21 protein-coding genes are annotated in these 21,203 nt (G+C 62.4%); 10 read left to right on the top strand and 11 right to left on the bottom strand.

Features of this window, described 5'->3' with window-relative positions; genetic code table 11:
* Positions 1-23: 23 nt before the first annotated feature.
* From QQL79_RS19345 to QQL79_RS19335, 3 genes are read right to left on the bottom strand one after another with little or no spacing between them, the layout of a single operon-like run.
* The gene (locus QQL79_RS19345) at positions 24-1,496 is read right to left on the bottom strand and encodes an NAD-dependent succinate-semialdehyde dehydrogenase (protein WP_284393654.1); all 1,473 of its coding nucleotides are present in this window, start codon (positions 1,494-1,496) and stop codon (positions 24-26) included.
* 12 nt (positions 1,497-1,508) lie between these two features.
* Positions 1,509-2,747 (bottom strand): iron-containing alcohol dehydrogenase, encoded by a 1,239-nt coding sequence (locus QQL79_RS19340; protein ID WP_284393652.1) that lies wholly within the window; start codon positions 2,745-2,747, stop codon positions 1,509-1,511.
* Positions 2,744-3,745, bottom strand: a complete 1,002-nt coding sequence (locus QQL79_RS19335) for an Ldh family oxidoreductase (protein WP_284393983.1) — start codon at positions 3,743-3,745, stop codon at positions 2,744-2,746. The genes QQL79_RS19340 and QQL79_RS19335 overlap by 4 nt, the downstream gene beginning before the upstream one ends.
* A gap of 95 nt (positions 3,746-3,840) precedes the next feature.
* On the opposite strand from QQL79_RS19335, the gene QQL79_RS19330 reads away from it, so the two are divergent.
* From QQL79_RS19330 to QQL79_RS19310, 5 genes are all read left to right on the top strand, one after another.
* On the top strand, positions 3,841-4,527 hold the full coding sequence (locus tag QQL79_RS19330; RefSeq protein ID WP_284393650.1) for a GntR family transcriptional regulator: 687 nt from the start codon (positions 3,841-3,843) through the stop codon (positions 4,525-4,527).
* Positions 4,528-4,617: 90 nt separating this feature from the next.
* Positions 4,618-6,780, top strand: coding sequence for a malate synthase G (locus QQL79_RS19325; RefSeq protein WP_284393649.1), 2,163 nt, complete (start codon positions 4,618-4,620; stop codon positions 6,778-6,780).
* Between the two features lie 10 nt (positions 6,781-6,790).
* On the top strand, positions 6,791-7,213 hold the full coding sequence (locus QQL79_RS19320) for a GlcG/HbpS family heme-binding protein (RefSeq protein ID WP_284393647.1): 423 nt from the start codon (positions 6,791-6,793) through the stop codon (positions 7,211-7,213).
* Between the two features lie 2 nt (positions 7,214-7,215).
* Positions 7,216-7,404, top strand: a complete 189-nt coding sequence (locus QQL79_RS19315) for a hypothetical protein (RefSeq protein WP_284393645.1) — start codon at positions 7,216-7,218, stop codon at positions 7,402-7,404.
* Positions 7,395-8,117 carry a DMT family transporter gene (locus QQL79_RS19310; RefSeq protein WP_284393643.1) on the top strand — a complete coding sequence of 241 codons (723 nt, stop codon included), beginning with the start codon at positions 7,395-7,397 and terminating at the stop codon, positions 8,115-8,117. The genes QQL79_RS19315 and QQL79_RS19310 overlap by 10 nt, the downstream gene beginning before the upstream one ends.
* Before the next feature lie 71 nt (positions 8,118-8,188).
* Here the strand turns inward: QQL79_RS19310 and QQL79_RS19305 are convergent, their stop codons facing one another.
* Positions 8,189-8,614 (bottom strand): VOC family protein, encoded by a 426-nt coding sequence (locus tag QQL79_RS19305; RefSeq protein ID WP_284393641.1) that lies wholly within the window; start codon positions 8,612-8,614, stop codon positions 8,189-8,191.
* 105 nt (positions 8,615-8,719) lie between these two features.
* Positions 8,720-9,628 (bottom strand): LysR substrate-binding domain-containing protein, encoded by a 909-nt coding sequence (locus QQL79_RS19300; RefSeq protein ID WP_284393639.1) that lies wholly within the window; start codon positions 9,626-9,628, stop codon positions 8,720-8,722.
* A gap of 181 nt (positions 9,629-9,809) precedes the next feature.
* Here QQL79_RS19300 and QQL79_RS19295 point away from each other — a divergent pair, with 181 nt between their 5' ends.
* From QQL79_RS19295 to QQL79_RS19275, 5 genes are read left to right on the top strand one after another with little or no spacing between them, the layout of a single operon-like run.
* On the top strand, positions 9,810-10,784 hold the full coding sequence (locus QQL79_RS19295; RefSeq protein WP_284393637.1) for a nucleoside hydrolase: 975 nt from the start codon (positions 9,810-9,812) through the stop codon (positions 10,782-10,784).
* Between the two features lie 22 nt (positions 10,785-10,806).
* Positions 10,807-12,123: an ABC transporter substrate-binding protein gene (locus tag QQL79_RS19290; RefSeq protein WP_284393635.1), complete on the top strand. Its 1,317-nt coding sequence runs from the start codon at positions 10,807-10,809 to the stop codon at positions 12,121-12,123.
* Between the two features lie 53 nt (positions 12,124-12,176).
* Complete coding sequence (locus QQL79_RS19285) at positions 12,177-13,046, top strand: carbohydrate ABC transporter permease (RefSeq protein WP_284393633.1); 870 nt, start codon at positions 12,177-12,179, stop codon at positions 13,044-13,046.
* The gene (locus QQL79_RS19280) at positions 13,046-13,900 is read left to right on the top strand and encodes a carbohydrate ABC transporter permease (protein WP_284393631.1); all 855 of its coding nucleotides are present in this window, start codon (positions 13,046-13,048) and stop codon (positions 13,898-13,900) included. Before QQL79_RS19285 ends, QQL79_RS19280 begins: the two co-directional genes overlap by 1 nt.
* Positions 13,901-13,914: 14 nt before the next feature.
* Entirely contained in the window at positions 13,915-14,985 is a 1,071-nt protein-coding gene (locus QQL79_RS19275) for an ABC transporter ATP-binding protein (RefSeq protein ID WP_284393629.1), read from the top strand.
* 11 nt (positions 14,986-14,996) lie between these two features.
* On the opposite strand, the gene QQL79_RS19270 is transcribed toward QQL79_RS19275, so the two are convergent.
* Genes QQL79_RS19270 through QQL79_RS19245 form a run of 6 tightly spaced genes read right to left on the bottom strand, consistent with a single transcriptional unit; the run spans position 14,997 to position 21,197 of the window.
* Entirely contained in the window at positions 14,997-15,890 is an 894-nt protein-coding gene (locus QQL79_RS19270; protein WP_284393627.1) for a LysR family transcriptional regulator, read from the bottom strand.
* A gap of 23 nt (positions 15,891-15,913) precedes the next feature.
* Entirely contained in the window at positions 15,914-17,392 is a 1,479-nt protein-coding gene (locus tag QQL79_RS19265; protein WP_284393625.1) for a carboxylesterase/lipase family protein, read from the bottom strand.
* Between the two features lie 9 nt (positions 17,393-17,401).
* Positions 17,402-18,196 carry an ABC transporter permease gene (locus tag QQL79_RS19260; protein ID WP_284393623.1) on the bottom strand — a complete coding sequence of 265 codons (795 nt, stop codon included), beginning with the start codon at positions 18,194-18,196 and terminating at the stop codon, positions 17,402-17,404.
* A gap of 1 nt (position 18,197) precedes the next feature.
* Positions 18,198-19,061, bottom strand: coding sequence for an ABC transporter permease (locus QQL79_RS19255; RefSeq protein WP_284393622.1), 864 nt, complete (start codon positions 19,059-19,061; stop codon positions 18,198-18,200).
* On the bottom strand, positions 19,058-20,119 hold the full coding sequence (locus QQL79_RS19250) for an ABC transporter ATP-binding protein (RefSeq protein ID WP_284393619.1): 1,062 nt from the start codon (positions 20,117-20,119) through the stop codon (positions 19,058-19,060). The genes QQL79_RS19255 and QQL79_RS19250 overlap by 4 nt, the downstream gene beginning before the upstream one ends.
* Before the next feature lie 13 nt (positions 20,120-20,132).
* Complete coding sequence (locus QQL79_RS19245; RefSeq protein WP_284393617.1) at positions 20,133-21,197, bottom strand: ABC transporter substrate-binding protein; 1,065 nt, start codon at positions 21,195-21,197, stop codon at positions 20,133-20,135.
* Positions 21,198-21,203: the final 6 nt, after the last annotated feature.

Below are 21,203 nucleotides of genomic sequence, written 5' to 3'. Positions count from 1 at the left end.
TTCCTCCTCGGTGGTTTGCCGTCTTACCAACTGACGGCGATATATTTGGTCTCGCAGAATTCCATGATGCCGTGGTGAGCGCCTTCGCGCCCGAGGCCCGATTGCTTGACGCCGCCAAATGGTGCTGCGGGGTCCGAAACAAGGCCGCGATTGAGGCCGACCATGCCGCTTTCAAGCCTCTCGGAAACCCGCAGGCCGCGGGCGAGGTCGCCGGTATAGACGTAAGCGATCAGGCCATATTCGGTGTCGTTGGCAGACGCGACGACGTCGTCTTCACGATCGAATGTGCTGATGGCGACGACCGGTCCGAAGATTTCCTCGCGTGTGATGCGGGCATCGGCTTTGACGCCCGCAAGGACGGTGGGCGCGAAATAGAAGCCGGCGCGGTCGTCAGCCTTGCCGCCGGCAAGTACCGCCGCGCCGTCTGCAACGGCTTCGTCTACCAGCCCGCCGATGCGTTCTACCGCGTCCTTGTTGATGAGTGGGCCGCATTGGGTTGCCGGATCATAGCCCGCGCCAACCTTGAGCGCGGCCATGCGGTCGGTCAGACCCTTTGAAAAGGCGTCGGCGATGCCGCTCTGCACATAGAAGCGGTTGGCTGCGGTACAGGCTTCGCCGCCATTGCGCATCTTGGCGATCATCGCGCCGTCCAATGCGGCCTCGAGATCGGCATCGTCGAAGACGATGAATGGCGCATTCCCCCCCAGTTCCATGGAGCAGGAAATCACGTTGTCCGCCGCCTCATGCAGCAATTTGCGGCCCACTTCCGTCGAACCCGTGAAGGAGAGTTTGCGGACGCGCGGATCGTGCAGCATGGCGCTGACGGTTGCGCCGGAGCGCGAGGTGGTGATGACATTCACCACACCATCGGGCACGCCGGCCTCGCGGTAGAGGTCGGCGAGGACATAGGCAGTCAGTGGCGTTTCGGTGGCAGGCTTGAGCACGCAGGTGCAACCCGCTGCGAGGGCAGGGGCGATCTTGCGCGTTGCCATGGCCGCCGGGAAGTTCCATGGCGTGATAAGGACCGCAACGCCGATCGGCTGGTGTTGCACCACAATCTTGTTGGCGCCGCTCGGCGCCGAATAGATATCGCCGTTGAGCCGTACCGCTTCTTCGGAGAACCAGCGGAAGAACTCGGCGGCATAGGTTACTTCGCCCTTGGCGTCGGATAGCGACTTGCCGTTTTCAAGGCTGATCAGCTCGGCCAGCATGTCGCGCCGCGCGATCATGAGGTCGAAGCATCGGCGCAGGATTTCGCCGCGTTCGCGCGGGGCGGTTGCTGCCCATCCCGGCGCAGCGGTGTGAGCTGCCGAAACGGCATCAAGCGCGTCCTCGATGCTGGCATCTGCGATGGTTGCGATCGCTTTACCGGTGGAGGGGTCAAACACCTCCATCCGCTTGCCGGTCATACCAGGGCGCCATTTACCGCCAATCCAGAGATCGCTGGGCAGTTGACGCGGATCGAAACTCAGCTTGACGGGGCTATGCACGTTCATCTTGGTTCCTCTTCATGTATCGGCGCCGAGGCGCGCCATTTCGCCGGAATAAGCTGCGCGGACCAGCAGCGACATCGAGGCAGCGTCGAGCGGGCGGGGGTTGTTCTTGACCAAACGGGTAGCGCCGAGCGCGGCGTTCGCCGTCCAGTCCAGCTTATCTTCGCTCATGCCCAGGGCGCGCAGGGTGGGGGGTATGCCGATGGCAGCGAACAGGTCCGTAACCGCGTCTATGGCGGCCTGCGCCTGCTTGGCCTGGTCCAGTCCTTCGACGGGTAGCCCCAGTGCCTGGGCGACCTGAGCTATTTCCGCTTCGGCGTGGCTGCGGTTGAACGCCATCACATAGGGCATCATCACCGCGACGCCGGCGCCATGGGGGGTGTGGGTAAGCGCGCCGACCGGGTATTGCACCGCATGGGCAGCAGCCGTTCCGGCCGTACCGAATGCAAGACCAGCCAGGGTCGCGCCCAGCATCAACCGCTCACGGGCGGCATGGTCCTGCCCATTGTCATAAGCCTGTTTGAGGCTTGATCCGATCAGCCGGATCGCTTCGAGCGCGTAGTGATCGGACATCGCATTCTTGCCGATAAAGACATGCTCATGGACCATGGTCGGCGTCACGTCACGCCGCAGCGTGGTGAAGGCCTCGATGGCATGGGTGAGGGCGTCTGCGCCGGATACGGCGGTGAGTGCCGGTGGGCAGCTATAGGTCAGTTCCGGATCACAGATGGCGGTGTGGGCGATCAGATGCGGGCTGGCTATGCCGACCTTGACTGCGCGATCGGGGTCCGACACCACCGCGACCGGAGTGACCTCCGAGCCCGTGCCGGAGGTTGTGGGCACGGCAACGAGCGGCACGACCGGGCCCGGAACCTTGAACTCACCATAATAATCCGAGGCCTTGCCGCCATGGGCAAGGAGCAGAGCGACAACTTTGGCCGCGTCCATGCAGGAGCCGCCACCGATCCCGACAATGACATCAGCGCCAGATTTCTGGCCATGGGCCAGGGCTTCGGCGATATTTTCGGCCGGTAGTTCGGCGACGGTGCCGGAATAGACCGACACGGCACATCCCGCTGCCTCTATTCCGTGTTGCATCTCGGCAAATACGGGCTCGTCGGCCAACCGGGCATCCGTCACGATCAGCGCTCGCTTACCCAAAGCGCCAACATAGCCCGGCAATGATCCACGCTGACCGGCGCCAAAGACGAGATTGCGGGGCATGCGGGCTGCGCCGAAGAGGGGCGATATCATGCTGCGGGTTCCTTTGCGTCAGCCAATGCCTGCAATGTCGCCCATACCGGATCGGCGATCGGCACACCCTCGCGCATCCGTTTGGCGCGAAGGGCCCGGCCACGTTCACCGGGCACGAGCACCGACGCAAAGCCCTGCGCAGGCTCGGCATTTCGAATGATGTCCAGGTAGCCGGCAAGGCCGTCGGTCCGGGCGCGATCGATGACGATGAACATGTCGCCCTTATTGCAGGGATGGTCTGCATCGAGCGTTCCGTGGACATCGCGACCAAGCGCAGCGCCCGTCAGCGCAGAAATCATGAGTTCGAATGCCAGGCCGAGAGCATAGCCTTTTGCCTGGCCGAACGGCGCAATGGCGCCGGACTTTGCGGCCTCTGCATCTACTGTCGCAGCGCCATTGACGTCGAGCGCCCAGCCGTCTTCGAGCGGTACACCGCGATGCGCACGATCATGGATTTCACCCATCGAGACGATGCTGGTGGCGGTGTCCATCACGAATGGCTCAGGCTCACCCGTCGGTACGCCGATTGCGATCGGATTGGTGCCCAGCAGGGCTCGCCGTCCTCCCCAGGGGTGGACCAGGGCTTCGCTGGTCGACAGCACGATGCCGACCTGACCTGCTTTGGCCACGCGTTCGGCATACCAGCCCAACATGCCGATATGCTGGGAATTGCCAATGGCAGCGATGGCTATGCCGGTCTCCTGGGCCCGTTGCATGATCTGGTCAAGCGCGGCCAGCGCAACGACCGGGCCGAGGCCTGCCTTACCGTCGACCGCCAGGAAACTTGAGCCGAGCCATTCCCGTTCGCCAGACGTTTTCGGGTCGGCCAAGCCGCGCTCGATGCGCTGGACGATACGTTCAAGCCGCAACAATCCATGCGAGGCAATCCCGCGCAGTTCGGCATCAAGCCACAGATCGGTCTGGGTCGTGGCGTTTGATTGGGAGACGCCGGCGCGTGCCAGTGCACGCATCGCGACATTCCGGGCTTCCTCCACCATTACCAGCGTCACAATATAAAATCCGATCGGATATCTGATTGTTCGCGGCGGACTATGGTGGTATCCATCCGGTGCGTCAATAGGGGTAGCCATTCATGGTCATAAGCGACAAGCCATCCAAGCCCGGTTTGCTGAAGCGGCCAAATCGCCTTGGGGAAGAGGTTTACAACGCCATCTATGCGCAGCTGATGTCCCGCGAAATCCAGCCAGGCGGCCGCATTTCGGTGGATGGGTTGGTCCGCGATCTCGGCGTTTCGCAAACGCCTATTCGAGAAGCCCTGTCGCGCCTCGAGGCCGAAGGCCTCGTCGTCAAGACGCATCTTATTGGCTATAGCGCCGCCGATCAGATGGATGCCGAACGGCTCGATCAGCTTTATGAGCTGCGCCTGTTGCTTGAACCCTTTGCCGCAGGGCGTGCGGCAGAGCGGATGAACGAAGACATGCTGGCCCAGCTCAACAAACTTGCTGCCGAGATGCAGGCTTGCGAGAATGACGCGCCGGGCGAGGCCTATGGCCGCTTCGCTCAACTCGACACCCAGTTTCATGATCTGATCGCCGAAGCGGGCGGCAATGAACTGGTGCGCGAGACGCTGGCGAATCTGCATATCCATGTTCACCTGTTCCGTCTGTTCTATCATGCCAGGGTGACGGCGGAGGCCATCGAGGAGCACCGCCAATTGATCGCTGCGCTGGCACAGGGCAATCCTGCTGCGGCTGAGGCGACCATGCGCTCGCATATCGAGCGTTCCCGTGACCGGTTTATCAAGGCCTTCTGGCGCTGAATTTCCACGATGCGGAAAGCCTTGGCGGGCTTGCTCGACGCGTGCGCGAGCGCGGCCTAGTCATGCCGCGAACTACCGCGGAGGGAAGTCGTGGGCAATTACACCGAACGCAGCGGCCTGCGCGTCGCAGATGAACTTGTCGCGCTGATCGAACAGGAGATGATCCCGGGCACGGGGGTCGATGCAGCCAGCTTCTGGCGCCATTATGCCGAAATCATTTCTGACCTCGCGCCTTTGAACCGCGCTCTTTTGGCCCGGCGCGATGATCTGCAAGCGCAGATCGATAGCTGGCATCAGGCGCGTAGGGGCGTTCCCATCGACCCCAAGGCCTATCGCGCTTTTCTTGCCGAGATCGGCTATCTGGTGCCAAGCGCCGGTCCGGTCGAGATCGAGGTGCGCAATGTCGATCCCGAAATCGCCAGCCTCGCCGGGCCGCAATTGGTCGTGCCGGTCAGCAATGCTCGTTTCGCGCTCAATGCCGCAAATGCCCGCTGGGGCAGCCTTTATGACGCGTTCTATGGTACCGACGCCTTGCCCGGCACCGCCAAGCCGGGTGGCTATGACGCCGAACGTGGCGCTGCGGTCGTGGCCCATGTCGCCGGTATTCTCGATCAGATTTTGCCTCTCGAAACCGGCCGGCATGGCGATATCGGGCAGCTCGAGGTGATCGACCAACGCCTGGTTGTGACGCTCAGGGATGGCACAGCAACGCAATTGACCGATCCGACGGGCTTTGTCGGCCATCGGCAAGATGATGGCCGATGGACATATCTGTTCCGTCACCACGGATTGCATATCGAGTTCCATGTCGATCACGACCATCCGGTGGGCAAGGCGAGCGCCGCCGGCATCAGTGATGTCGTGGTCGAAGCGGCACTGACCACGATCCAGGATTGCGAGGATTCGGTAGCGGCGGTCGATGCGACCGACAAGGTTCACGTCTATCGCAACTGGCTGGGCCTGATGCGGGGTGACCTGAGCGAAACCTTTGAGAAATCCGGCCGAAGCCTCACGAGAAGGCTGGCGGCCGACCGCTCCTATCTGGGTGTCGACAGCAATAGCATTACCTTGCCGGGGCGCAGCGTCATGCTGGTCCGCAATGTCGGGCACCTGATGACCACCGATGCCGTGCTCGACCCGTCTGGAAACGAGACGCCCGAGGGGATTATGGATGCCCTGGTCACCAGCCTGGCGGCCATGCACGATCTGCGTCGCACCTCCGGGCCGCGCAATAGCCGCGCCGGCAGTATCTATATCGTCAAACCCAAAATGCATGGTCCGGACGAAGTCGGCTTTGCCAATACGCTGTTCGATCGCGTCGAAGAAGCGCTTGGGCTCGCCCGGCACACGATCAAGATCGGAGTGATGGACGAGGAACGCCGCACCAGCGTCAATCTTGCCGAATGCATTCGCGCCGTCCGTCACCGCCTGGTCTTCATCAATACCGGCTTTCTCGACCGAACGGGCGATGAGATTCACACCTCCATGCAGGCCGGACCCGTCATACCCAAAAATGACATCAAGGACGCCATCTGGCTGGGCACCTATGAAAATAACAATGTGGATGTAGGCCTTGCCGCCCGCCTGCCGGGGCAGGGGCAGATCGGCAAGGGCATGTGGGCCAAGCCCGACGCAATGCAGGAAATGCTCAAGGCCAAGGTGGCCCAGCCTCGGGCCGGCGCCAGCACGGCCTGGGTTCCGTCGCCAACGGCGGCAACCCTGCATGCGATCCATTATCACCAGGTCGATGTGCCCGACATACAGCGCAAGCTGGCTGACCGGCAGGTGGTGGCACTCGACGATATTCTGACCCCGCCGCTGCTCGACGGCCGCAATTTGTCGCCCGAACAGGTCAAACGCGAGCTCGACAACAATGCCCAGGGTATTCTGGGCTATGTCGTGCGCTGGATCGATCAGGGTGTGGGGTGTTCCAAAGTGCCCGATATCGACAATGTGGCGCTGATGGAAGATCGTGCGACGCTACGCATCTCGTCGCAGCATATCGCCAATTGGCTGCTGCATGGGCTGATTACGCCCGATACGGTCGTCGAGGCCTTCCGCCGCATGGCGAGTGTCGTGGACAGTCAGAACCGCAACGACAAGGCCTATCGCCCGATGACACCCGATTGGGGTGCCAGCATCGCCTTTGCCGCAGCGCTCGAACTGGCGCTGGAGGGGGGCGGCCAGCCCAATGGGTATACCGAGCCAATCCTGCACCGCCGCCGTCGCCAGTTCAAAGCCGCTGCCTCGTGAGGATATTTCCGTGCTGACCATCAATCGTCTTTCTCTTTCGGACGCAGGGCCATTGCTCGAAGGTGCCCGCGCCCGGGCCGAAGCGATCGGCGTGCCGATGTGCATCGCCGTCACGGACGAAAGTGGCAATCTGATCGCTTTCGAGCGCATGGATGGTGGTAAAATCACCAGTATAACCATTGCCATCGACAAGGCTTTCACCGCAGCTGCTGCACGAAAGCCAACGCATGAATATGGCGAAGCGGCTCAGCCTGGCAGCGCTGCCTATGGCATCAATAGTGCCATTGCCGGGCGTTTGTTGGTGGTGGCGGGTGGCTTGCCCATCGTCGTCGATGGGGTCGTTGTGGGCGGCATCGGTATCAGTTCGGGAACGCCGGGGCAGGACAGGGAAGTGGCAGAGGCTGCCATCGCCGCGTTCGGTTCCGGGCAATAGGGATGAGCACGGGCAGTCGCAGCCTCGACCTTTCCGACGAATTGCACAATGTCGAGGCGGTGCTCTTCAAGCTTGCTTCGGGGCTGTTCTTTGCGCTGATGTTCGCATCGGGCAAGTTTGCCGGCGAGCTGGCCTCGGCGCTTCAGATTCTGTTCTGCGCTATATCGGCGGCTTTCTCACCGTGCTCGTGATTGTCGGCGTGGTCCGGCGCAGCGATTTCCTCCTTTCGCGGAGCAATCACTGGCAGCTGCAACTGGTTCGCACCTTTTTCAGTGCCTTTGCCGGCGTCGCCATAATTCACGCCAATGCGCATATGCCCATCGCCGATGCCAATGCGATCAGTCTGCTCAATGCCGTATTCCTGGTCGTGCTGGGCATGCTGATCTTTCACGACCGCCCAACCTACTGGCATGTTCTGGGCATGATCATATGTCTTGCCGGGGCCGCAACCATTGCGCTGTCGCGCGGCGTGTTTGCCACTTTTGATGAAGCCTATATCTGGCCGGCCGTCGTCGCCCTGCTTGCCGCTATACTTTTTGCGGGTGAAAGTATCTTCATTAAGATGTTGTCGCGGGTCGATGATCCGCTGACGACGTTACTCCATGTCAATTTCTTCGGGATTTGTCTTCTGCTGATACCGGCGCTGGCGAGTTGGCAGTCATGGGGTGCAGAAAACTTCATCTTCATGGCCCTGGGGCCGCTGGCGGTACTGGCGCAGTACTGCAACCTGCGTGCCTTTACGCTGGCAAAGGTGTCGCTATTGGCGCCGATAAGCTACAGTTCCTTGGTCTTTGCTGCACTGATCGGCTGGATCTTTTTCGGCGAGGTACCAACCCCCGGAGTGTTCGCCGGCGCGTCGCTGATTGCTGTTGGCGGCATGGTACTGGCACTGTCGAAGCGGTAGATGTTGTTCAGATGAAATCCGCTAGCGGTCCAGGTGGGACCGCACGACAACGGGTTTCCGTCGCGCTTGTGTCAATCGTCGTCAGGCAGACTGGCGGGGTTCCAGACGATTTCCCACAAATGCCCATCCGGGTCACGAAAATACCCGGCATAGCCACCGTAGAACGTATCCTGGGCGGGCTTGACGATTTCGGCACCGGCGTGCGTGGCTCGGGCCATGGCCGCATCGACCTCTTCGCGGCGGGTGACGTTATGCCCGATGGTGAAGGAAGTCGGGCTGTTCGGCGTCCGCGGCAGGCCGGTATCGTGCGCAATATCGTCTTGTTTCCAAATCGCCAGCCTCAGTCCGCCCGACAGCGTGAAGAAGGCGACCGCGCCAAGTTCGAATTGCCGGCCCACAATGCCTTCGGTCGGCAATCCAAGTCCGTCGCGATAAAAGGCCAGCGACCGCTCGAGGTCGGCTACGCCAATGGTCAATACGGAAATTCTCGGCTTCATGACTGCCTCCATCGATGGATGGCCCGCCCATGGGGGCTCACTGTCAAGCAGGTTCACCCGAACAATGAAGGGGGGCGGCCAGGGTTCCGCGCCGATTGCGGGGGATCACGGCTTTTGCCGTTGTGGCTCCGGTTGGCCGAGGCTTTTGTCGAGGGCCATTTGTTGCTGAAACCAGCGGCGGACCAGGTGCATGGTGCGGCTGGAGCGGTCATTGCGCCAGGCGAGGAACCAGCTGCCGTCGCGGGTAACCATGCCCAGGGGCGCAACCAGGCGGCCGTGGTCGAGGGCGTCGGTAATGGCGGGGCCGGGGCCGATGGCGACGCCCAGGCCTGCTTCGGCGGCTTGCACGCTGAAGGAGAGCGCGTCGTACCAGATGGTTTCGCGCGGGGGCAGGTGGATCCCGGCCTCGCGGGCCCAATTGGTCCACATATCGGGCGGCCAGCGGATATCGAGGCGCGGCAGGCTCCAGAGCAGTTCGGGCGTGACCTGCCGGCCGCGGAGAAGCAGCGGGCTGACGACGGGGCCGAAGGTTTCGGGCGCAACGGCGGTTACCGTCATGCCGGCAATATCGAGCAGGGGGCCGACGCCGACATAGACGTCGATGGAGCGGTCGGCGGGGTTGATCTCGCGCGTCCAGGTGGTGAGCCGCACCGAAATGCCGCCCAGCGCGCGTTCGAGGCTTTGCAGGCGCGGCACCAGCCAGCGCAGCATGAAGGTGTCGGGCGCGGTGATCATGATGGTGGACTGGCTGGAAGCGGCGCGCAGATGCTCGGCGCCACGGGTCATGGAGGCAAAGGCCTCGGTGACCGTGGCGGCGAAGGCGGCGGCCTGAGGCGTGAGCCGCATGGAGCGATTGCCGCGCTCGAACAATTCGATGCCGAACTCGTCTTCCAGATTTTTGATATGCCGGCTGACCGCCCCACTGGTGACATGGAGTTCCTCGGCGGCCTTGCGCACGCTGCCGAGCCGCGCCGCGACTTCGAAAGCGCGCACGGCATTGAGCAAATGGAGCATCTTATCCTTGAGAAAAACTCAATCGAACGGCGGAATTCTATGCTGTTACAGAACCGTCGTCCATCTTACGCTCTGCCCTATCATCTGTGGGCTTGGCGCGCGGTCGAGCCGGTTTTCCGGCCAAGGGATCGCGCAGTTATGACGCAGCTTTTTGAACCAAATACCTGCGAGTACAGCCCAAGTGACCAAGCACAGGATCATCATCGATTGCGACCCCGGCCATGATGACATGGCCGCCATTCTGCTGGCGGCCTGGCACGAGGCGATCACGATCGAGGCCATCACCACGGTCTGCGGCAATGCCTCGGTCGACAATACGACCAATAATGCCCTGCGGATCGTGGATGCGTTCGGGCTCGACGTGCCGGTTTATCGCGGCGCCGAATTGCCGCTGCTCAACCGCTACGAATTTCCTGCCGAGTTTCATGGTCCCTCGGGGCTCGACAGCTCCCGGGCCGACCTGGCGCAGACCAGCCGCAAGGCCGAGGCCATGCATGCCGTACAGGCCATTATCGAGCTGGTCGATGCCAATCCGGGCGAGATTTCCGTGGTCGTTGTCGGCCCCATGACCAATCTGGCGCTGGCTTTCGGACTGCGGCCGGACCTGGCCGGCAAGATCAAGCAGATCGTCTTCATGGGTGGGTCCGCCACCGAGGGCAATATTACCCCGGCGGCCGAATTCAATATCTGGGCCGATGCGCATGCCGCCCGCATGGTATTCCGCTCGGGCGTCAAGCTGGTCATGTTCGGGCTCAACCTCACCCACCAGACCTTGCTGCGCCGGCAGGATATCGCCGCGGTGCGGGCGGCCCATCCGGGCGAGAATGCCGTGGCCGATATCATGGATTTCTATTGCGGCACCTATTACCGCTTTGCCGGGGCCGACAAGCCCGGCGCGCCGCTGCACGATCCCTGCGCCATTGCCTATCTGATCGATCCGAGCCTGTTCGAAGTGCGGCAATTGCCCGGCGAGGTGATCGTGGGCGATGATGAAAGCTATGGCCAGACGTTGATCGATATCCGGCCGCAGGATCTGGCCCATGATACGCGCAACAAGAATGTCGGCGTCGCCATGACGGCCGATGCCGAGCGCTTTGCCACACTGGTTACCCAGGCCCTGGTCTGGGCCGCCGGCCGCCTTTCTGCCCAGTCGTAATCCCCAGCATCACGGGTGCATCATGAAGATTATCAAGACTGCCATCGCCGCCGGCCTTGTGGCCAGCATGCTTGCCGGCACCGCCCTGGCGCAGGACAAGACGCTCACCATGATCGTCATCGAGGGCGGCGATACCACGGCCATGCAGGCGGTGGTGGATGGCTACAAGGCCGCTCATCCCGGCATCACCATCAATCTGCAACCCTATCCCTTCGCGCAATTCTTCCAGGTGGCCGAGTTGCGGCTGCGCTCCAAGGACGCGGGGATCGACCTGGTCTATGTCGATGCGCCGCTGGTGGCGAGCTATGCCTCGCGCGGGTTCCTGTCGCCGTTCGAAGCGAGCGTTGATACATCCTCGCTGGTGGGCAGCGCGCTCGATGCCGGCAAGTATGAAGGCACCCAGTTCGCGCTGCCGATCAACAATTCGGCGCAGGTGCTGTTCTTCAACAAGACGCTGTTTGCCAATGCGGGGATTACCCCGCCCGATGGGCTGACTGCCGGGGAAACCGCGAGCCAGGCGCAGGTGGACGAGCTGGCCTCGACCAAGCGCTGGACCTGGGAACAGGTGGCGGACGCCGCCCAGAAGCTCACCGTCAAGGATGGCGGGCGCACCACCACCTATGGCTTCACCGTCGAGCAGTTCGGCGAGCTTTACCAGCTACAGCCCTTTGGCGAGTCGCTGGGTACCGATGTGATTGGGCCGGATGGCTATACTGCCAAGGGATTTCTGGACAGCGAGGCCTGGACCAAGGCGGCGACCTATTGGGCCAATCTCTACAATGAGTGGGGCGTGAGCCCCAAAAGCCTGGGCTATGGCGAAGCGGCGCAATTGTTCGGTAATGGCCAGCTCGCCATGATGGCCGGTGGCACCTGGAACCTGCCGGGGCTAGAAGCCAGTGGCGTCGATTTCGGCGTAGCGCCCTATCCCTATTTCGAAGGCGGCAAGGTGGTGACCCCCACCGGCAGCTGGTATGTGGGGGTCAATGCGGCCTCGGCCAATCAGGCCGAAGCTGTCGATTTCGCGCAATATCTGACGACTTCGGCCGAGGGCACCAAGACCTGGTTCGACTCGCTGCAGCAATTGCCGACCTATAAGCCGCTGCTTGACGAGATCAGCACCGCCGCCGCATTCGACAGCTTCCCGCAGGATGTGTTCCGCCTGGGTGTCTATGACTCGCTAAATACCGCCAAGGCGCGTCCGGTGACGGCGGCCTATGGCCAGTTGCAGGATGCGTTCCGCACGGCCTTTGTCGATATTGCCAATGGCGTGGCGGTCAAGGATGCGCTGGCCAGCGCCGTGCAGAAGTTCGAGGCTGCGGCGTCGCGCGTCGCGCCGTGACGTTATCCGGCGCCTCCGGTTCTGCCCCGGAGGCGCCCTCACCGGAAGACGGCATGACCCGATCTCGATCACCATTCCTGCTGATTGCGGCGCTGTTGACGCCGGCCCTGATCGGGCTTGTCGTTTTCCGGCTCTATCCCATCGCGCTGGCGGCCAATGACAGCTTTTTCAATGTGCTGCGTGGCCAGCCGGTCTTTGTCGGCTTCGACAATTACATCGCGCTGCTGACCGATTCCGTGTTCTGGAATTCGCTCAAGGTTACGTTCTGGTTCAACCTGCTGATCAACCCGATCCAGATCGCGCTCGCGCTGGGCCTGGCGCTGCTCTATGTGCAGAATTTCAAGGGCGTGACGCTCTACCGGGTGCTGTTCCTCATCCCCATCGGGGTGTCGCTGCCGACAGCGGTGCTGATCTGGCGCATCATGCTGAGCCAGGATGGGCTGGTGAATGGCATAATCGGGGTTGCCGGCGTGCCGGCGCAGCCCTGGCTGACCTCGGAGGCCCTGGCGCTCTATTCCATCATCGCCATCGCCACCTGGAAGGGCATTTCCTATTGGATGATCTTCATCATCGGCGGGTTGCAGAATATCTCGCCCGAAATCTATGACGCGGCACGGATCGACGGCATCAAGCCGTGGCAAAGGCTGGTTTTCATCACCATTCCGCTGCTCAGGCCGACGCTGCTCTTCGTGCTGGTGGCCGATGTGTCGATCAATTTCCTGCTGTTTGCCCCGATCTTCATGTTGACACAGGGCGGGCCGGCAGATTCGACCAATGTGCTGATGTATGAGGCTTATAAATCGGGCTTCATCTTCGGGGATATGGGGCGGGCCATGGCAATCATCGTTGTCGTGGTGGCGATCCTGCTGGTCATTGTCGGGTTGCAGTTCAAGCTGCTGTCCGGCCGCAAGGAGGCCAAGTGATGGCCAGCACGTCACTGCAGATCAAACGCGGTGCGGGGCTGGGCGCCAGACATCTGATCTATGCGCTCATCGCCTTTATTTTCGTGCTGCCGCTATGGTGGGCCATCGTCTCGTCGTTGCGGCCCAATGCCGAAGTGTTTGCCGATATCTTCCCGGTCACGCCCAAGGCGCTGATCCCTTCGCCGCTGACCTTTGAGGCCTATACCGGGGTTTTCGAGCGCGGTTTCGGCATGATCATCGCCAACACCATGTTCGTGGCGCTGGTGACCATGGTGGCCGGCTTGATCGTCAATGGCGCGGCGGGCTTTGCCTTCGCCATGTTCGACTTCAAGGGCAAGAAGCTCATTCTGTCGCTGATCATCATCAGCTTCATGCTGCCCTTCGAGGCCATCGCCTTGCCGCTCTATACGGTCACCCAGCAATTGGGGTGGCTGGACAATGTGCTGGCGCTGATCGTGCCCAGCGTCGCCAATGGGCTTGCGGTGTTTCTGTTCTATCAATTCTTCAGCCAGGTGCCGAAGGATTATATGGAAGCGGCGCGGCTCGATGGGGTGAGCTGGATCAACATCCTGCTGCGCATCTATGTGCCACTATCCATGCCTACCTGCATCAGCGCGGCGCTGCTGCTGTTCATCTTCCAGTGGGAAGCCTTCCTCTGGCCGCTGCTGGCCATGCCCAGCCAGCAGTTCAAGGTGATCCAGGTGGGTATGGCTGCGTTCCAGCAGCAATACCAAACCATCTGGAACCAGCTCTTTGCGGTGTCGGTGATCACCGCGCTTATCCCCATAGCGCTGCTGCTGCCGCTGCAGCGCTATTATGTCCAGGGGCTCGCGGGCGCGGGCATCAAAGGCTAGTTCGGAGAAACGTCATGGCTGGTCTTTCGCTACGCGGCGTCAAAAAATCTTTCGGGGATACCGCCATCATCCATGGCGTCGATCTCGATATTGCCGATGGCGAGTTTGTCGTCTTCGTGGGGCCTTCGGGCTGCGGGAAATCGACGCTATTGCGCATGATCGCGGGGCTTGAAACGGCCTCGTCCGGCAGTATCGCCATCGGTTCGCGCGATGTGACCGAGCTCGATCCCTCCCAGCGGGGCGTCGCCATGGTGTTTCAGTCCTATGCGCTCTATCCGCATATGAGCGTGGCCGACAATATCGGTTTCGGCCTGCGCATGAACGGCATGCCCAAGGCCGAGGTGGCGCGCAAGGTCGATGAGGCGGCGGCGATATTGCATCTGGGGGATCTGCTGGAGCGCAAGCCCAAGCAGCTTTCGGGCGGGCAGCGTCAACGCGTGGCCATCGGCCGGGCGATCGTGCGCAATCCGGACGTATTCCTGTTCGACGAGCCGCTCAGCAATCTCGATGCCGAATTGCGCGTACAGATGCGGCTCGAAATCGCGCGGCTGCACCAGCAGCTCGACGCCACGATGATCTATGTGACGCATGATCAGGTCGAGGCCATGACGCTTGCCGACCGTATCGTGGTGTTGCGGGCTGGAAAGGTGGAGCAGGTCGGCACGCCCCTGGCGCTGTATGACGATCCGGACAATCTCTTCGTGGCCGGCTTTATCGGATCGCCCCGGATGAATTTTCTGTGGGTCGAGATGGCAGGTGATGGGCGGTTGATCCTGCCCGATTTCGGTGGCGTCGAAGTTCCGCTGCAGCTTGCGGCCCGGCCGCCTGTTGGCGATGCGCTATTGCTGGGCATCCGGCCGGAGCATTTCACCCCGGCCGGCGATGTGCGCCTGTCGGTCGATATCGATCTCATCGAACATCTGGGCGGTGGTTCGTTTGCTTATGCCGGTTCGGGCACGGAGCATCCCCTGACCATAGAGCTGCGCGATCAGCGCGATCTGGTTTCGGGACAGAGACTTGAAACGGGGTTCAATGCGGCCAGGGCCCTGCTCTTCGACAAGAGCACGGGCCAGCGCCTGCGCTAGGATCAATCGATTCAGTTGATGCTGGCCTGCAATTGCTGGATCAGCGCTTCGACGGTGGGAGTAAGCGGGCGGCCAAGCGCCGTGATCAGGCTCCAGCGGAAGGGAATGTGGAACGACAGCGGCACCGCCTTGAGCCCGGTCAGCGGCAGGCCATGGCTGGTAACGGGTTCGACCAGAGCTATGCCGAGGCCCTGGCGCGCCAGAGCAAGCGAGGCATAGGTGGCATTGCTGTCGATGATGCCGGAGGGGACGACGCCGTTCTCGGCCAGCACCTGATCGATCTGCATGCGCAGGCGATAGGGGTTGGCTGCCATGATCAGCTGCGCGCCCTGCAGGTCAGCGGGCTTCACGCTGTCTTTGGCAGCGAGAGGGTGGTCGATGGAGACGACGGCGTGGCAGGCCGCCTCGGCCTGCCAGTGGACCTCGACGCCGGGATTGTCCATCGGGGCACTGGTCAGGCCGATATCGGCAGTGCGGGCTATCACGGCCTGGACCACATTTTCCGATGAAATGCTCTGCACATGGATATGGTCGGGGAAGAGAGCCTTGGGCAAGGCGGCAAGGGCCGCAGGCAAGAGGCCCGTGGCGAGGGCGGGCACCGAGGCGATGGTGATCGGTTCGGCCGCGCCGCTGGCAATGGTCTCGGCCTTTTCGGTGATGGTGCGCAGCCCCGAGAGGATAAGCTCCACCTGTTCGTAAAAGGCGATGCCCTGGCTGGTGGGGGTGATGCGCGGGCCATGGCGATGCAGCAGCGGAAAGCCGACATCGCTCTCCAATTCCTGGATCAGGCGGGTAATGACCGGTTGGGAACGTCCAAGCGCCTTGGCGGCGCCGGTCATGCTGCCGATCGAAACCACCGCAGAAAAGGCGGCAAGCTGCTTGGTATCGAAATACTTGACGCTCATGGGTCCCTGCGCGCGATCGCTCGTCATCGGGTTTGCCAGAGTTCGACGCGCTCCGCAAAGGGGTCGGGCGTGATCGTGATGTCGCTTTCGGCGATGCGCAGGACGTTGGGCGCTTCCGGCCGGAAACGGGGCCAATCATGCGGCGAGGCATCTCCGGCGATGAAGGCGCGCCAGATGTCGTGCACGCTTTCGGCAAAGACCGGGTCGGTGATCCGCTGCCGCTGGGGCTGCTGGGAAAGGTCCATGCCGTCGCGATACCAGACCGCGCCCACCTCCGCGCCGTGCGGCGCGCCGCCCTCGTCGGGCGCCAGGGGACCATAGAGATATTTCCAGACCGGTTGATGGGCCGAGCAGAGACGGGCAAAGCGGCTGGCGGGATTCTGGAAGACCAGATCGCCGGCCACGGCGCGCCAGATGCCATGGGGGGAATGCTGCGGCAGGGCGGTACGGTAGCGTTCGACTATGCCCGCACCCGTCCAGCCCATGGGCAGGACGCGTTCATGCAACAGGCTTGCGGCGTCCGCATAGTCGAGGTCGGCGGGCAGGATGCTCGAATGGGTGAGATATTCGGCCGTGGTGCAGCCAATCATCATCGGGACCTGGGCTACGCGACCGGCAGCGGCAGCCGTCTCGGGGTGCTCGGGCAGGGAAACCCCATCCACGATGGGGACGAAGGGCACGCCCAGCATGGCGGCGCTGCCGTCCCGGCTGTAATCGTGGTGCTCATAGCTTTCGTTGCAGAGATCGCGCTGGGCAATCAGCAGGTCCTGGAGGGGAGCGTTCAAGAGACCGGCATGGTCGGTGCCGAGCGCGCTGCACATGCGGGTCGTGAGTTTTTCTGCATCATCCATGGACGCAATGGCTGTGCTGGCGCCGCTCTGGGGCATGGCGCGGGAGAAAAGGCCGCGTGCGCCGCGCATGGCCATGACGGCGGCAATGGCAAAACCGCCGGCCGAGCGGCCGGCAAAGGTGACGCGATCGGGGTCGCCGCCAAAGCTGGCTATGTTGTCCCGCACCCAGGCAAGGGCGGCCAGCAGGTCGAGCAGACCGCGATTGTCGGGCTGCCCGGGAACATGGAGAAATCCCAAAGCGCCGAGGCGATAATTGACACTGACCTCGACCACGCCGCTGGCGGCGAAGGCTCCGCTTTGGAGGATCGGTTCATTGGCCGAGCCCACGGCATAGCCTCCGCCATGGACCCAGACCAGAACCGGGGCGCGGCCATCGAGCGAGGGCGTGCGGATATTGAGCGTGAGGAAATCGATGCCATGGGCAAGCGAGGATGTGGCGCCGCGGCCCACCGGACCATAGGTAGCGATCTGCGGGCAGACCGGGCCAAGTTGCGTGGCATCGCGAATGCCCTGCCAGGGCTCGACCGGCTGGGGCGCGAGAAATCGCCTTGCGGGCGTGACGGGAGCCGCATAGGGCACTGAGAGGAAGGACAGGTAGCCCGTTTCGGCCCGCCCCTCGATCTTGCCGCCGGGGACGGTGAGAATGGTCATGACAAGCTCCTATACGGCCTTGCGCAGCCCGATCAGCCGCTCCAGCACGATGACGACGAGGAGCGAAATCAGGATCAGGATTACCGAGAGCGCGGCGATCTGCGGATCGGTGGAATATTCCAGATAATGGTAGATTTCGGTCGGCAGGGTCGAGGCTTTGACCGAAACCAGGAAGAGCGAAATGGTTGTCTCATCGAACGAGATGAGGAAGGCGATAACCCCGCCGGCAATGAGGCCGGGGCGGATCAGCGGTAGGGTGATGCGCCAGAAGACCTTGAGCGGGGAAGCGCCATGGACCATGGCGGCTTCTTCGACACGCCGGTCGACGGACATGAGGCTCATGCTGACCGTGCGCACCGTATAGGGAATGGTGACGCCCAGATGGGCGAGGATGATGCCGGGATAGGAATCGAGCAGGCCGAAATTGGCCAGCACCAGCACAAGGCCCACGCCGAGCACGATATTGGGCACGATGAAGGGCGCGATGACGAGGAAATTGACAGCGCCCTCGCCGCGGAAGCGGTGGCGGGTCAAGGCGAGGGACAGCAGGGTGCCGATGGCCACTGCGCCGAAACCAACGACAATGCCAATCAGCAGGCTTCGCCAGAAGGCGCCGATGAAAGTGGCATTCTGGAAGACCAGCGCATAGGAGCCCAGCGACAGGCTTTCCGGCGGGAAGGCCAGATATTGGCGGGTGTCGAAGGAGACGATGAAGACGATGAGAATGGGCGCGAGCAGGAAGAGGTAGATCAGCCCGATCAACAAGCGCCAGGACCAGCGGGCGAACAGCGCGGTCTGGTTCATGTCAGGCCTCCAGCGCGCGCAAGGCGCGGCGATAGAGGACGATGACGGAGCTGAAAATGATCAGCAGCAGCAGCGCCAGGGCGGCGGCGAGTGGCCAGTTGAGCGTGACGGTGGCTTCGGAAAAGACTTCGGTGCCCAAAACGAAGACACGGCCGCCGCCCATCAGGCGCGGGGTGACGAAGCCGGAAATGGCGAGCACGAAGACCAGCAGCGCCGCCGTCAGCACGCCCGGCAGGCTCAGCGGCAAAATGATGCGCCAGAAGACCTTCAGCCGGTTGGCGCCTAGCATGGCAGCCGCCTCTTCGAGCTGCACATTGAGCCGGCCCAGGCCGGAGAGAATGGCGAGGATGGCATAGGGCATCAGGATTTCGATCATGGCGATGGTGGCGCCGAGAAAGTTATTGGCGAGGCGAATGGGCGTGTCGGTGAGCGACAGGGCCTGCAAAGTCCCGTTGATCACGCCGCGATCGCCCAGAATGACCATCCAGCCATAGGTGCGGACGACACCCGAAGTCAGCAGGGGCGCAATGGCCAGGGCCGTGAGCAGGCCGCGCCAGCGGCTTTTGGTGCGGGCGAGGAACAGGGCAACCGGGTAGGAGAGCAGCACGGCAAAGAAGGTGACCGACAGGCCATAGGTCAGGGTATTAGTGGCGACCCGCCAGTAGAAGGGATCGAATATCACCGTGGAATAATTGGCGAGCGTCCATTCCCCGTTCGGGCCGCCAAAGGCGGAGGTGGAGAACGAGGCCCGCAGCAGCCAGAGCATGGGCATGACGAAGCTGACACCGAGCGCCAGGAGCCCCGGCAGCAAGAGCCACAGCAGAAGTCCGCGATGCGAGCGTTTGTCCGGGGCCAGCGTGCTCACGAAGCCGCCTCGCCGATCAGCGTTACGTCGTCGGGCGCGATGGAGAGGGCGATGGTTTCGCCGGTGACGGGGAGCTTGCCGGCGTGAGTGGGCAGGTCGGCAATGATTGTGCGTTCGCCCACCTTCACTGTCAGGGTCAGGATCTGGCCGCGATAGACCAGATGTTCGACCGTGCCGGTAAAGTGGTTTGTGCCCTGATGCCCAAGAAGGATTCGATGCGGGCGGACAAGAAGACGGACCGGGGTACCCGCTGCAGCCGACTGGCTGAAGGTGAGCCGGCCGAGGCCGGGAATGTCGGCTTCGCCATTGCCGGAGGCAGTGCCGGCGAAGAAATTGCCGGCGCCGATGAAGCCGGCGACGAATTCGGTAGCGGGGCGGTCGAAGACTTCACGCGGGGTGCCAATCTGTTCGATGCGGCCGGCCGACATCACGGCCATGCGATCGGCCATGGAGAGGGCTTCGTCCTGGTCGTGGGTGACGAAGATCGAGGTGACGCCGGTGCGCGCCTGGATGTCGCGGATTTCGTCGCGCATTTCCTCGCGCAGCTTGGCATCGAGATTGGAGAGCGGTTCGTCGAGCAGCAACAGGTCCGGCTCGATAACGAGGGACCGGGCAATGGCGCAGCGCTGCTGCTGGCCGCCGGAGAGCTGGGTGATGCGGCGTTCGCCATAACCGGAAAGCTTGACCAGATCGAGCGCCCGCTCCACGCGCTCCGCGCGTTCCGATTTTGGTATGCCGCGCATTTCGAGGCCAAAGGCGACATTTTCGGCCACGTTCATATGCGGAAACAGCGCATAGGACTGGAACACCATGCCCATATTGCGCCGATAGACGGGCAACTGGGCGATGTCGCGCCCTTCGAGCAGGATGCGGCCCGATGTGGGCGCGATCAGCCCGGCCACCATGCGCAATATGGTGGTCTTGCCGCAGCCAGAGGGCCCGAGAAGGGCGAGCATTTCGCCCTTCTGAAGATTGAAGTCGACATGGTCGACGGACGAGGCCGTGCTGCCCGGATAGGTCTTCGTCAGGCTTTCGACGATGAGGTGGGAATCGGGCATCGGCTCAATAGTCCTAGTTGAATGCGATGACTTCGCGGTTGATGCGCTGGATCCAGTCCGAATAGACCGTGGCGATATAGGGCCAGTCGAGCGTGGATTGCGCGGCCTGGGCCTCCTTGCTGCCATAGATGCGGGCGGCGACTTCGTCGGTGAGCGTCACCTTCGAATTGACCGGACCATAGAAGCTCTTTTCAGCGAAGGTCGCCTGAGCTTCGGCGCTCAGGGCGTAGTTGATGAAGAGCTGGGCGGCTTCGGCATTCTTGGAGCCTTCGACCAGATTGATCGTATTGGTCTGGCCGATGCTGCCTTCCTTGGGTGCGGCGATGCCGATAATGCCGCCCTGGGTATCGTGCAGATATTGGGCGCGGCCATTCCAGCAGATCGAGAGATCGACTTCCCCGCTCTGCACCACGGCATAGCAATCGGGTGCGGGGTCCCAGGTCAGCACATTGGGCGCAAATTCGTTGATCGCGGCGATGGCCGGATCGATGCTTTCCTTATAGTCGGTGCCGGCGATCTTATCGAGGATGGGAATGAGGATCACGCCACGGGTATCGGCCAGGCGGGCGGCGATGCGGCCCTGATATTTGGGGTCCTTGAGATCGGTCCAGCTCGTCGGTGGCTCCGAGACGGTCTCGGTATTGTAGAGGATGGTGAGATTATCCTGCGAGAAGGCGATGGTGCGATCTTCCCCGATCCGGGCCCAGTCGGGCGTGTCGGCGAGATTGGTGACCACGGCCGGATCGAGCGGGGCAAAAAGCCCTTCGTCATTCCCCTTGATGGCGACGGCGACGTCGATCAGCGCCACATCGACCGTCGGATCGGCCTTTTGCAGGGTGAGCAGGGCCAGGGTTTCGGCCGAGTTCTTGGACTGTTCATAGGTCACCTCAATGCCCGGATGCTGGGCCTTGAACGGCTCGATGATGAACTTCTGGTAGTTGTCGGCGAAGACGCCGGAAAAGCCCACAATGTGGACGCTGCCGGTGGTGGCGTCCTGCGCCAGGGTGGTGCCACCGATGGTGAAGGCGGTTGCGGCGGCGAGAATGGCAGTCAGATGGCGGATACTTGGTCGGGTCATGATGGG

The sequence above is a fragment of the Devosia yakushimensis genome (assembly GCF_030159855.1).
GTDB classification, from domain to species: domain Bacteria; phylum Pseudomonadota; class Alphaproteobacteria; order Rhizobiales; family Devosiaceae; genus Devosia; species Devosia yakushimensis.
The sequence above is the reverse complement of the archived record's forward strand: the minus strand, read 5'-3'. Positions and strand labels throughout refer to the sequence as shown.

Bases quoted from the DNA above. Each gene is read 5' to 3' on its own strand.
- QQL79_RS19345 (WP_284393654.1), bottom strand. From the start codon at position 1,496: ATGAACGTGCATAGCCCCGTCAAGCTGAGTTTCGATCCGCGTCAACTG.
- QQL79_RS19275 (WP_284393629.1), top strand. From the start codon at position 13,915: ATGGCTGGTCTTTCGCTACGCGGCGTCAAAAAATCTTTCGGGGATACC.
- QQL79_RS19270 (WP_284393627.1), bottom strand. From the start codon at position 15,890: ATGAGCGTCAAGTATTTCGATACCAAGCAGCTTGCCGCCTTTTCTGCG.
- QQL79_RS19285 (WP_284393633.1), top strand. From the start codon at position 12,177: ATGACCCGATCTCGATCACCATTCCTGCTGATTGCGGCGCTGTTGACG.
- QQL79_RS19315 (WP_284393645.1), top strand. From the start codon at position 7,216: ATGAGCACGGGCAGTCGCAGCCTCGACCTTTCCGACGAATTGCACAAT.
- QQL79_RS19280 (WP_284393631.1), top strand. From the start codon at position 13,046: ATGGCCAGCACGTCACTGCAGATCAAACGCGGTGCGGGGCTGGGCGCC.
- QQL79_RS19300 (WP_284393639.1), bottom strand. From the start codon at position 9,628: ATGCTCCATTTGCTCAATGCCGTGCGCGCTTTCGAAGTCGCGGCGCGG.
- QQL79_RS19335 (WP_284393983.1), bottom strand. From the start codon at position 3,745: ATGGTGGAGGAAGCCCGGAATGTCGCGATGCGTGCACTGGCACGCGCC.
- QQL79_RS19290 (WP_284393635.1), top strand. From the start codon at position 10,807: ATGAAGATTATCAAGACTGCCATCGCCGCCGGCCTTGTGGCCAGCATG.
- QQL79_RS19245 (WP_284393617.1), bottom strand. From the start codon at position 21,197: ATGACCCGACCAAGTATCCGCCATCTGACTGCCATTCTCGCCGCCGCA.
- QQL79_RS19250 (WP_284393619.1), bottom strand. From the start codon at position 20,119: ATGCCCGATTCCCACCTCATCGTCGAAAGCCTGACGAAGACCTATCCG.
- QQL79_RS19260 (WP_284393623.1), bottom strand. From the start codon at position 18,196: ATGAACCAGACCGCGCTGTTCGCCCGCTGGTCCTGGCGCTTGTTGATC.
- QQL79_RS19265 (WP_284393625.1), bottom strand. From the start codon at position 17,392: ATGACCATTCTCACCGTCCCCGGCGGCAAGATCGAGGGGCGGGCCGAA.
- QQL79_RS19305 (WP_284393641.1), bottom strand. From the start codon at position 8,614: ATGAAGCCGAGAATTTCCGTATTGACCATTGGCGTAGCCGACCTCGAG.
- QQL79_RS19340 (WP_284393652.1), bottom strand. From the start codon at position 2,747: ATGATATCGCCCCTCTTCGGCGCAGCCCGCATGCCCCGCAATCTCGTC.
- QQL79_RS19330 (WP_284393650.1), top strand. From the start codon at position 3,841: ATGGTCATAAGCGACAAGCCATCCAAGCCCGGTTTGCTGAAGCGGCCA.